The organism is Arthrobacter sp. I3, assembly GCF_000520575.1.
Classification (GTDB): Bacteria; Actinomycetota; Actinomycetes; order Actinomycetales; family Micrococcaceae; genus Arthrobacter; species Arthrobacter humicola_A.
In genome coordinates this window covers 35,459-45,267 of the sequence record NZ_KI914962.1, presented here as the reverse complement: position 1 = coordinate 45,267, position 9,809 = coordinate 35,459, and the positions used below count along the sequence as shown (strand labels likewise).

Annotated in this window: 10 protein-coding genes and 1 pseudogene; 4 read left to right on the top strand and 7 right to left on the bottom strand. The window is 66.9% G+C overall.

Going from position 1 to position 9,809, the window contains the following annotated elements; genetic code table 11:
• Together Y706_RS26730 and Y706_RS0120255 are read right to left on the bottom strand one after the other, a co-directional pair.
• Positions 1-433: SDR family NAD(P)-dependent oxidoreductase (locus Y706_RS26730; RefSeq protein WP_043436644.1), on the bottom strand; the 433-nt coding region annotated here is incomplete at its 3' end.
• On the bottom strand, positions 426-1,394 hold the full coding sequence (locus Y706_RS0120255; protein WP_043436642.1) for a helix-turn-helix transcriptional regulator: 969 nt from the start codon (positions 1,392-1,394) through the stop codon (positions 426-428). The genes Y706_RS26730 and Y706_RS0120255, both read right to left, overlap by 8 nt.
• 170 nt (positions 1,395-1,564) lie before the next feature.
• On the opposite strand from Y706_RS0120255, the gene Y706_RS0120250 reads away from it, so the two are divergent.
• Positions 1,565-2,203 carry a TetR/AcrR family transcriptional regulator gene (locus Y706_RS0120250; RefSeq protein ID WP_018774380.1) on the top strand — a complete coding sequence of 213 codons (639 nt, stop codon included), beginning with the start codon at positions 1,565-1,567 and terminating at the stop codon, positions 2,201-2,203.
• A gap of 34 nt (positions 2,204-2,237) precedes the next feature.
• Here the strand turns inward: Y706_RS0120250 and Y706_RS0120245 are convergent, their stop codons facing one another.
• Together Y706_RS0120245 and Y706_RS0120240 are read right to left on the bottom strand one after the other, a co-directional pair.
• The gene (locus tag Y706_RS0120245; RefSeq protein ID WP_028278017.1) at positions 2,238-2,915 is read right to left on the bottom strand and encodes a LytR C-terminal domain-containing protein; all 678 of its coding nucleotides are present in this window, start codon (positions 2,913-2,915) and stop codon (positions 2,238-2,240) included.
• Positions 2,908-3,207 (bottom strand): type II toxin-antitoxin system VapB family antitoxin, encoded by a 300-nt coding sequence (locus Y706_RS0120240; RefSeq protein WP_026266597.1) that lies wholly within the window; start codon positions 3,205-3,207, stop codon positions 2,908-2,910. Before Y706_RS0120240 ends, Y706_RS0120245 begins: the two co-directional genes overlap by 8 nt.
• Positions 3,208-3,402: 195 nt before the next feature.
• Here Y706_RS0120240 and Y706_RS0120235 point away from each other — a divergent pair, with 195 nt between their 5' ends.
• Both Y706_RS0120235 and Y706_RS0120230 read left to right on the top strand, forming a co-directional pair.
• Positions 3,403-4,317: a Cof-type HAD-IIB family hydrolase gene (locus tag Y706_RS0120235; protein WP_028278016.1), complete on the top strand. Its 915-nt coding sequence runs from the start codon at positions 3,403-3,405 to the stop codon at positions 4,315-4,317.
• Positions 4,318-4,506: 189 nt separating this feature from the next.
• On the top strand, positions 4,507-6,045 hold the full coding sequence (locus tag Y706_RS0120230; protein WP_230007875.1) for a stealth family protein: 1,539 nt from the start codon (positions 4,507-4,509) through the stop codon (positions 6,043-6,045).
• A 43-nt stretch (positions 6,046-6,088) separates the two neighbouring features.
• Here Y706_RS0120230 and Y706_RS0120225 read toward each other — a convergent pair whose 3' ends face one another.
• The 3 genes from Y706_RS0120225 to Y706_RS0120215 all read right to left on the bottom strand — a co-directional run bounded on the left by Y706_RS0120225 (position 6,089) and on the right by Y706_RS0120215 (position 9,191).
• Positions 6,089-7,030, bottom strand: coding sequence for a phosphodiesterase (locus Y706_RS0120225; RefSeq protein WP_028278014.1), 942 nt, complete (start codon positions 7,028-7,030; stop codon positions 6,089-6,091).
• 243 nt (positions 7,031-7,273) lie between these two features.
• On the bottom strand, positions 7,274-8,485 hold the full coding sequence (gene fdhA, locus Y706_RS0120220) for a formaldehyde dehydrogenase, glutathione-independent (protein WP_028278013.1): 1,212 nt from the start codon (positions 8,483-8,485) through the stop codon (positions 7,274-7,276).
• A gap of 220 nt (positions 8,486-8,705) precedes the next feature.
• Entirely contained in the window at positions 8,706-9,191 is a 486-nt protein-coding gene (locus tag Y706_RS0120215; RefSeq protein ID WP_028278012.1) for a glutathione peroxidase, read from the bottom strand.
• A gap of 205 nt (positions 9,192-9,396) precedes the next feature.
• Here Y706_RS0120215 and Y706_RS29465 point away from each other — a divergent pair.
• Positions 9,397-9,809: pseudogene (locus Y706_RS29465) on the top strand (hypothetical protein); the annotation flags it as partial.

Here is a 9,809-nt window from a genome sequence, read left to right as displayed (position 1 = left end):
CGGTGGAGGAGATTGTGACCAGCAGGCCCGAGCGCTGGGCCCGCAGGACGGGCAGAGCCGCGCGGGTGGCATTTATCGGTCCGAACATGGTGGTTTCGATTTGGGCCCGGAAGTCCTCCGGGGTGATTTCCTCGAAGAACCCGGCGTAGAAGTTGCCGGCATTGTTTACGAGCACGTCGATCCGGCCGAACCGGTCCACGGCGGCGGCGATGGCGTCGGTGGCGTCGGCGGGGTTGGTGACGTCGAGTTTTACGGCCAGCAGGTTCTCGTTCTCGCCGACGGCCCGGGCGACCTTGTCGGGGTTGCGGCCGGTGGCGACGACTGCGTGGCCGGCGGCCAGGGCGGCCTTGGCGATGTCAATGCCCAAACCGCGGCCTGCCCCGGTGATGAACCAGACTTTCTGCCCGGTCTTGGCGTCGTTTTGCTCAGTCATGTTCTGTCTTTCCTGGGTTAAGTGTTCCGGGCCGCGCGTGGGAGCGCAGATCCGGGATGGAAGGGTCGCCGGTTGTGGTTTTCGCGGGGGGCGATGCCGCCCAGCTGGCAAGGAACGCCAGCGCGTTTTCGGATGCGGACCCCGGCTCTGCAGTGAAGGTGTACAGGGTTTGTCCCTCATCGCCGGGAAGGTCGAGCGTCTCGAACTGCAGCGACACGTCTCCGGCGACCGGATGGTGGAAGCGCTTGGTTCCCGTGGTGTGGATCCGCACGTCATGGCCGGCCCACAATGCGGCGAAGTGCCCGCTGCGTGTGGTCAGCTCGCCGACCAGTTCGTTCAAAGCGCGGTCATGGGGATTCCGTCCCGCTTCCGATCGGAGCATCGCTACCGTGGTGGCGGCGATTGCGGACCAATCGGGGTAGAAGTCCCCGGCGCCCGGATCGAGGAAGAGGTATCGTGCCTGGTTCGGCAGCTGGCCCGGATCCTCCGGACCAGCGGCTGCTGTGGACTCGAACACCGGCCCGTACAGCGCGCGCCCCAAGGAGTTGGCGGCCAGCACGTCCGAGCGTCCGTTCTGCACCAGGGCGACAGCTCCGGTCATCCCGTCCAGCAAACGCAATACTCCGGGACGGACCCTCTGCTGCGGTGGCCGGCGCGCCGGCCGCCGGGAGGACGGCGTGTTGGCCGTCCTGGCCAAGTCCATCAGATGCGTCCGCTCTGCCTCATCCAGCTGAAGGGCGGAGGCCACAGCGTTGAGGACCGAGTCCGAGACGCCGCGGATGCTGCCGCGTTCCAGCCGCGTGTAATAGTCCGTGCTTACCCCGGCGAGCTGGGCCACTTCCTCCCGACGCAGCCCCGGCACACGGCGCAGCTCGCCATAGTTGGGGAGCCCGGCCTGATCCGGGGTGATCTTCGCCCGGCGCGAGATCAGGAAGTCCCGGATTTCGTCTTTTCTGTCCACATCCACCACGCTACGCAGGCCGGACGGGCGGTGGCAGTGTCTATCAGACACCCCCAGTTGAGGCGTTGGATTCAGGTGTGGCCCCTCAGAACCGGTCGATGTTCGTAGCCCGGCCGTGTCACAGTCCGCCGCCCGGCTGCTTTGGTGACAGATCGCGCTAAAGTGTGCGTATGCCTAGGATTTCGGCCGCGAGCAACGCCGCCCAACGTGCCGAGACCCAGCGCCGCATCCTGACCGCGTTCGGGGAACTTCTCTTCACCCACGGGCTCCCCGGCCTGACCATGACGGACGTCGCGCGCCACGCCCAGATCGGCCGGACCGCCGTCTACAACTACTACGCGGATATCGAAGAGCTCCTCATCGCCTACGCCCTGGATGAGACCGAGCGGTTCCTGCTCGATCTGCGCGAATCCCTCGATGCACTGGAGAACCCGGTGGAGCGCCTGGCCGTCTACGTCCGCGCCCAAGTGGAGGACCTGAGCCGGCGGCACCTGCCGCCGGGCCCGGCCATGGCGGCGGTGCTCTCGCCGTCGTCGTTCGCCAAACTGGCCGACCACGTGGGTGAGCTCAGCGTGCTCCTGCGGGGCATCCTGCGCGACGGCATGGCCCAGGGTTACCTGCCAGAGTCGGACATAGCCCAGCTGGCCCAGCTCATCCACGGCACGCTCTCCTCAAGCGCTGCGCGGGGCGACGGGGCGGGCCAGGACGCCGAGGCCGAGGCACGGCTCGCCCGGACGGTGCGGTTTGTCCAGCTGGGGGCCGGGGCCAGGTTTGACGACGCCGGCCGGCCGGTCCGCACCATCCGCTAGGCTGCGGCGCCGGGAAGGCTGGAAGGCTGTGCCTTTAGCCCGTGCCGGGCGTCGCCTTGGGTACGGCGGGCAACGTGGCCTCATCCACGATGCGCCGGGTCTCGCGGGGGCAGCTGAGCTGGCCCGGCGTCTGGTCCACGAGTTCCGGCTTGGCCAGTTCCTTGAAGTCGCCGGTAATGATCACGTCCACGCTCGGGTCCGCGCGGCCGTCCTGGACATAGTCCGAGCCGGGCACGTGGCGCTGGACGCTGAAGGCGGCCGACTGGCCGGCGGCACCGGAGACCACCAGCGCCACGCCGCGGTAGCTCGACGTCGTGTTCCCCACGGTACCCACCAGGAACTTCCGGGCGGCGAGCTGGTCGGCCACGCTCCGTGCCAAGCCCGGCCGGCTCGTGGAGTTGTAGATGTTGACGTGGACCTTCTGCGGCGGCGCGTAGTCGTAGGTGGCCGCCGGGCACACCGACACTGCCGCCCTGCTCCGCTCCGCCCCGGGGATCTTGATCTGGCCGTTCATGATGGCGAGGGCCACCACGATCGCGGCCACGATCAGGCCGACAAGCATCACCAGCACAACGCCGTGCAGGATCCTGCGCCGCAGCCGGTGGGGGTTCTCTGCCGTATCGTCCTGCTCCACGAACGTGGCCCGCAGCTCGGAGCCACTGATGACGCGGTGCCCGTGCAGGACTCTGACGTCTGGCGGCTTCCTAGCCATTTATCACGAGGACCCGCGCATGAATTGCGGTGCGCTGGTGCAACGCGGTGCGGACTGCCCGGTGCAGGCCGTCTTCAAGGTAGAGGACGCCGCGGTATTCCACGACGTGCGGAAAGAGATCGCCGAAAAACGTGGAGTCCTCGGCCAGCAGGGCTTCAAGATCCAGTGTGCGCTTCGTGGTCACCAGCTCATCAAGCCGGACAGGACGCGGGGGCAGGGCCGCCCAGTCCTTGGGCGTGGTGTAACCATGGTCGGGGTACGGGCGTCCCTCGCCCACAGCTTTGAATATCACCATGCCAGCCTAGGGAACTTGGGCGCCCGAAGGAACGAATGTCCCCCGGCGGCGTGAGGTTGTGGCCAAACGGTAACCATTTGTCACACGACGCATTGGCACGACCAGCGCCTGGCGCCTGTCACATCCAGCGCCGGGCCGTTGATCTGCTGCGCGGTTCACCTAAACGTCCCGTGCGGCTGACAGAATGGCCGTATGACTTCACCCGAGACTGTCCCTGTTCCGTCGCCGTCGGCCCCCGTGCTGGCGCTGCTGCTCGACGTCGACGGTCCGGTCGCGAGCCCGGTCACCCGCGAGGTGCAGCCCGGCATCATCGCCGATCTGGTGGCCCTGGCCGCCGCCGGCGTGCCGGTCATCTTCAACACCGGCCGGTCGGACGCGTTCATCCGCGAGCAGGTCATGGAACCGATGATCGCCGCCGGGATGCCCGCCGGCACCCTCATCCACGCCATTTGCGAGAAGGGCGCCGTCTGGTTCAGCTACACCGCGGAGGGCCCCGGCCCGGTCCACGTGGACCACGAGCTCGCCATTCCGCAGGCCTTCGGCGATGACGTGCGCCGCCTGGTGGCCGAGGACTACTCCGCCCACATGTTCTACGACGAAACCAAGCGGGCCATGGTCTCCGTGGAGCAGCACATTGCCGTCCCCAACCCCGACTACCGGGCCGAGCAGGAACTCTTCGACGCAGACGCCATGGGCATCATGGCCCGGCACGGGCTCGGCGTGGTGCGGCTGGACCACCACGTCCCCGATTCGGATGACCAGGTCGACTTCCGCGTCGATCCGACCATCATCTCCACCGATATCGAATCGGTCCGGCTGGGCAAGGACCTGGGCGCGAGCCGGGCCGTGGAGTTCCTGGCCGCGCAGGGCATCACGCCGCAGGCCTGGCGCACCGTGGGCGATTCCCGCACGGACTACGCCATGGCCGACTGGCTGCACCACAACGACCACGCAGTGAAGCACGTCGACGTCCGGCCCGCGGACGGCATCCCGGTCAAACCCTACGATGTCCTCACCGCCGCCGATCTGGGGCTCGGCGAAGACGTGATCCACGACGACGCCGGTGCCGCCTTCCTGCACCACTGGCTGGCCGTCGTCACCGGCTGAGGCCCCGCTCCGCCGATACGCTCCGTCACATTTCGTCGTCGCGCACGCCGCGCGGCGGCCGGTTTTCCGCGGCAATTTTGAGGCCCGCGTTATCATGCAAGTAGACACCAACGCACTCAAAGAAGCGGGAGCTCAGACATTACCGAAGCAGCGATCCAAGACGAGATTTACTATGGCAGCCAGGCATCTGTGGACGCCCACGCCGAGGTCACGTCGGCGGCCGCGGTCGCCAGATTCCGGACCCGCTCCGATGTTGTCCGCCACCGCGGCCGCTATGCGCTGATCAACGAAAACCGCACGCCGTACCAGGCCATGGTCGAGGACTTGATGTTCCTGCGTTCCGTCCTGGCCGGCGCCGGTATCGGCTACCTGCTGGTCCGCGGCAACAACCACCGCCCTGTGGTCGCCGTCGACTGGAAGGACCGCAAGGAACTCCGCGACGCCCTCGTGGAGGCGTGCCGCGACGAGCCGATGTATTCCATGAGCGTGGACGCAAAGAAGAAGTCGTCCGTGCTGGTGGCCGACGGCGAGCTGTCGCCGAACCGCCAGGCCCGGATCTTCCGGCTTTACCGGCCCAGGGTCGAACCCGAAGGCGGTTTTGAATTCGGGGCTTCCGCCGGCGTCCAGTTGGAGCTGTGGAGCTTCGAAGGCGATCAGCTGATTCTGCCGATCGAGAACTCCCTGACGCGCCGCACCATGCTGGCCCAGGATGCAGTGCGCGGCACGGTGGAACGCTACGGCCACACGTGGCCCACCATCGAGAACATGTTCGCGGACCACGCCAGCGACATCAGCTTCGACGTCGACCTGGTCTTCTCATGGGTTGACGGCAGCTCCCCCGAGTACATCGCCGCCCGCCGCGCCCGCATGGCCGGCGTGGTGGTGGGCGAGGGCGATGACCACGAGGCCCGCTTCCGCCAGATCGATGAGCTCAAGTACGCCCTGCGCTCGGTGTACATGTTTGCTCCGTGGATCCGCCGGATCTTCATCGCCACGGACTCCCCCGCGCCGTCATGGCTGGCCGACCACCCGAGTGTGACGATCGTCCGGAGCGAAGAGTTCTTCGCCGACACCTCGGTTCTGCCGACGCACAATTCGCAGGCCGTGGAGTGTCAGCTGCACCACATCGAGGGGCTCTCCGAGCACTTCCTGTATTCGAACGACGACATGTTCTTCGGCCGCGCCGTGGGCCCGGACATGTTCTTTACCCCGGGCGGCATCACGAAGTTCATTGAGGCCGAAACCCGGATCGGCCTGGGCGACAACGACGCCGAACGCAGCGGCTTTGAGAACGCCGCCCGGGTGAACCGCAAGCTGCTCTGGAACCGCTTCGGCCGCATCACCACCCGGCACCTGGAGCACACGGCGGCCCCGCTGCGGCGCAGTGTGGTCGAGCAGATGGAGCAGGAGTTCCCGGCAGAGTTTGCCAAGACCGCCGCGAGTACCTTCCGGGCAGCGGACAACATCTCCGTGACCAACTCGTTCTACCACTACTACGCGCTGCTCACGGGCCGGGCCGTGACCCAGACAGCTGCCAAGGTGAGGTATGTGGACACCACGGCGCGGGCCGGCCTGAACTACCTGCCCAAGCTCCTGGCCAAGCGGAACATGGACTTCTTCTGCCTCAACGACGGCAGCTTCCCAGAGGTCCCGGCGGAAGAGCGGGCCGAACTGGTCACGGACTTCCTGGAGAAGTATTACCCCATCAAGGCGCCCTGGGAGAAGTAACGAACCGTGACCAAAACGGGGGCCGCGTCGGCCGGGGAGTGAATCAGTTCAGGGTGGTGTACCTGCGGTGCGCCGACGTCCGGGACGGGGCCTCGAGCTTGGCCTTCCCAGGGATATGGATCCCTGCGGCCGCGAGCCGGCGCTGGACTTCCTCCGGGGAGACCAGCTCCCCCACCGCCGGGGTGTCGCCGAGCAACACCACGGAGTGCACGATCGTGTGTTCGTAGACGTGGACCAGGTTGAACGCCTGCCCGCCGTCGCGGCCTCGGGTGCCGCCGACCGGGACGTTCAGATCCTGCGTGTAGCAGGTGGCTGAAGCCACGGACACAGGGATGCCTGCGAACGTTGCGGTGGTCGAGTAGTGCAGGTGGCCGCCCAGGATGGCGCGGACATCGGAGTTGCGGAGGACGCCGGCAAGCGCCGGCTGGCCCCGGAGCTCCACGAGCACGGCAAGGTCCAGCACGGACGGTACCGGCGGGTGGTGCAGGGCAAGGATGGTCCCGTCCGGGGCCGGGGTGGCCAGTTCAGCAGCGAGCCAGTCCAGCTGGTCGTGGCTCAATTCACCATGGTGGAAGCCGGGCACAGAGGTGTCCAGGGTGATGATGCGCAGCCCGTTGACGAAGTAGCTGTGGTCCACGGGCGCGTCATTGTCGGCCTCGTCCAGGAGCCCGGCCCGGAAATTGGCCCGGTCGTCATGGTTGCCCATCGCCCAGATGACCTTGGCCCCCAAGGCCTCGCACGCCGGATCCACGATGGCGCGGAGCTTGGCATACGCCTCGGGTTCGCCCAGGTCAGCCAGGTCGCCCGTGAAGATGACGGCTTCGGGGCGGGCTCCGGAGGCGTGGACCTCCTCGAAGAGTTGCCTGAGCAGGGCTTCGCTGTCCACGACGCCGTGCAAGGGTTGCGGACCCCCCAGCAGGTGGGGGTCGCTCAGGTGAAGTAGGAAATGACGTGGCCGGGGGTGTTCGGCCTCGATGCGCTCCATTGCTGCCTTCTTGGTTGGGTGGAAGCGGTGCTTCCAGGGTCCCTCTCAGTAAGAACTATCCAACCAGACATTGGGCAAACAATGTAAAAACTGGGACAGGCATATTGGAAAAATGGGCGTTAACAGGTGGCGTGCCCTCACATGCCCTTTCCGGCATATACGGGGCGGGGAGGCCCGGCGGCACTCCCGAAACCCCGGGGCTTCGGGGCGGGACGGACAGTGCCGCCGGGTTTACGGTTTCCGCTAGCTCAGGTAGCCGTTCGGGTTAAGCACGAACTTCGTCGCCGCGCCGGCGTCGAATTCCGCGTAGCCCTTCGGCGCGTCCTCCAGGGTAATCGCCTTCGCGTTGACGTTCTTGGCGATATGCACCCTGTCATGCAGGATGGCCATCATCAGCTGCCGGTTGTACTTCATGACCGGACACTGTCCCGTGGTGAAGCTGAGCGACTTTGCCCAGCCCGTTCCGAGGCTGAGTGAGAGCGAACCTTTCTTCGCGGCCTCGTCCACGCCGCCCGGGTCCCCGGTGACGTAGAGCCCGGGGATGCCCAGGGCACCGCCGGCGGCCGTTACCTCCATCAGCGAGTTCAGGACGGTGGCGGGGGCCTCGTGGGCTCCGGCCCCGTGCCCCTTGGCCTCAAATCCCACGGCATCCACGCCGCAATCGACTTCCGGGACGCCCAGGAGTTGCTCGATCTGTTCGGCCGGGCCGCCCTTACTCAGGTCGATGGTCTCGCAGCCGAAGCTGCGCGCCTGCGCCAGGCGGTCCGCGTTCATGTCACCCACAATCACGACGGCGGCACCCAGGAGCTGGGCACTGGTCGCCGCGGCCAGGCCCACGGGCCCTGCGCCTGCCACGTAGACGGTGGACCCGACGCCGACGCCTGCGGTGACCGCACCATGGAATCCGGTCGGGAAGATGTCCGAGAGCATCGTCAGGTCCATCATCTTTTCGAGGGCCTGGTCTTTGTCCGGGAACTTCAACAGGTTCCAATCGGCATACGGCACCAGGACGTAGTTGGCCTGGCCGCCTACCCAGCCGCCCATGTCCACATAGCCGTAGGCGCTGCCCGGCCGGTCGGGGTTGACGTTCAGGCAGATGCCGGTCTTGCGCTCCTTGCAGTTCCGGCAGCGCCCGCAGGCGATATTGAAGGGGACGGAACAGATGTCCCCCACTTTGATGAATTCAACATCCGGACCCACTTCGACCACCTCACCGGTGATCTCGTGGCCGAGCACCAGGTCGGCGGGTGCCGTGGTGCGCCCCCGGACCATGTGCTGGTCCGAACCGCAAATATTCGTGGCCACGGTTTTGAGGATTACGCCGTGGCGCACCTGCCGGCCCACGTTGGCGGGGTTGACCCCCGGGCCGTCCTTGAGTTCGAAGGTGGGGTAGTCAATGTCGATCAGTTCGACCTTGCCAGGCCCCTTGTAGGCAACGGCTTTGTTCCCTGTCATCTATTTCCTCCTGCTTTCACGGGCCCCGTGGTGGGCGCCCTGGTGTGATTCACGAAGTTCTTTGATGCGCCCTCCACAGGAACACCCGGCCACACTGCCGACGGCTGCCAGAGTTGCTTGCGCCGCGGGGAAGTCCGGAATGTTGGAGGGTCCGGCCAGTCTAGGCGCCAAGCATGCTTAGGGATAGGGCTGAGTTCCTCTGGACCCCGGGCCGGTCGGGTCAGTCGAGGGCGGACTGAACAGCTTCGATGATCTCCGGCGCGTCCGGCTCAACGGTGGGCGCAAAGCGGGCGATGACCTCGCCGTCGCGGTTCACGAGGAACTTCTCGAAGTTCCACTTCACGAGGCCGGGCAGGATGCCGGTCTTGAACTTGGTGAGCTCGGCGTAGAGCGGGTGCTGGTTCTTGCCCCGGACGTTGGCCTTGACCGTCAGCGGGAAGGTAACCCCGAAATTGCGCTGGCAGAACTCGGCAATCTCGGCCTCGCCGCCGGGCTCCTGCCCGGCGAACTGGTTGCAGGGCACGCCGAGGACCTGGAAGCCCTGGCCCCGGAACTTGTTGTGCAGCGCCTCGAGTCCAGCGTACTGGGGCGTGAAACCGCATTGGGACGCCACGTTGACCACTAGAACCACCTCGCCCTTGAATCGGCCAAAATCGGTCTCGGTCCCGTCGATGAGGGTCAGGGGAATGGAGTGCAGAGCTGTCATGGGGCGCGTCCTTGCGATGTCGATGGTCCGGAGCAGGGAATCTGAACTGGTCACTCCATTATTCGGCACCGGGGGCTGCGGGTATGGGTGTGCCTCCCGGACATGACGCCGGAACAATGCACTGGGGCGCGGCGGGGGCTAGCCGCCGGGCGTCGCTGAGGGCGTCGCAGATGGTGTCGCTGAGGGTTCTGTTGTCACTGCCGTCGTGGCCGACTGCGTGGCCGCCCGTGGCTTCGGCGTATCGGCCGGCGCGGTGATCGGGTCCGGCTCCACAGTGAGCGGGGCCGGCACGGGGGTGGCCGTCTTGGCGGCAGCCTCCGTCGCGGTTGCGGAGGACGGCGCAGGCGCGGAGGACGGCGGTGCCACCGGCGGCGGGACCGATAACGGTGCTGATGGCTTGGCGGAGGCTGTTCCCGTCTGGGTTGGCGCCGGCGTCGGGGTGGGGGTCGGGGTGGGCGCGGCAGGCGTGGTCGTCGTGGCAGTCCCAGTCGGCGTCGGGGTCGCGGGGGCAGTGCCGGTCGGCGTCGGCGTCGCGGAGGCAGTGCCGGTCGGCGTCGGGGTCGCGGAGGCAGTGCCGGTCGGCGTCGGCTTAGAGGTGGCGGAAGGCGTTGGGGACGG

Coding starts and splice junctions, on each gene's coding strand:
- Y706_RS0120225 (WP_028278014.1), bottom strand. CDS start 7,030: ATGGAGCGCATCGAGGCCGAACACCCCCGGCCACGTCATTTCCTACTT.
- Y706_RS0120245 (WP_028278017.1), bottom strand. CDS start 2,915: ATGGCTAGGAAGCCGCCAGACGTCAGAGTCCTGCACGGGCACCGCGTC.
- fdhA (WP_028278013.1), bottom strand. CDS start 8,485: ATGACAGGGAACAAAGCCGTTGCCTACAAGGGGCCTGGCAAGGTCGAA.
- Y706_RS0120235 (WP_028278016.1), top strand. CDS start 3,403: ATGACTTCACCCGAGACTGTCCCTGTTCCGTCGCCGTCGGCCCCCGTG.
- Y706_RS0120250 (WP_018774380.1), top strand. CDS start 1,565: ATGCCTAGGATTTCGGCCGCGAGCAACGCCGCCCAACGTGCCGAGACC.
- Y706_RS0120215 (WP_028278012.1), bottom strand. CDS start 9,191: ATGACAGCTCTGCACTCCATTCCCCTGACCCTCATCGACGGGACCGAG.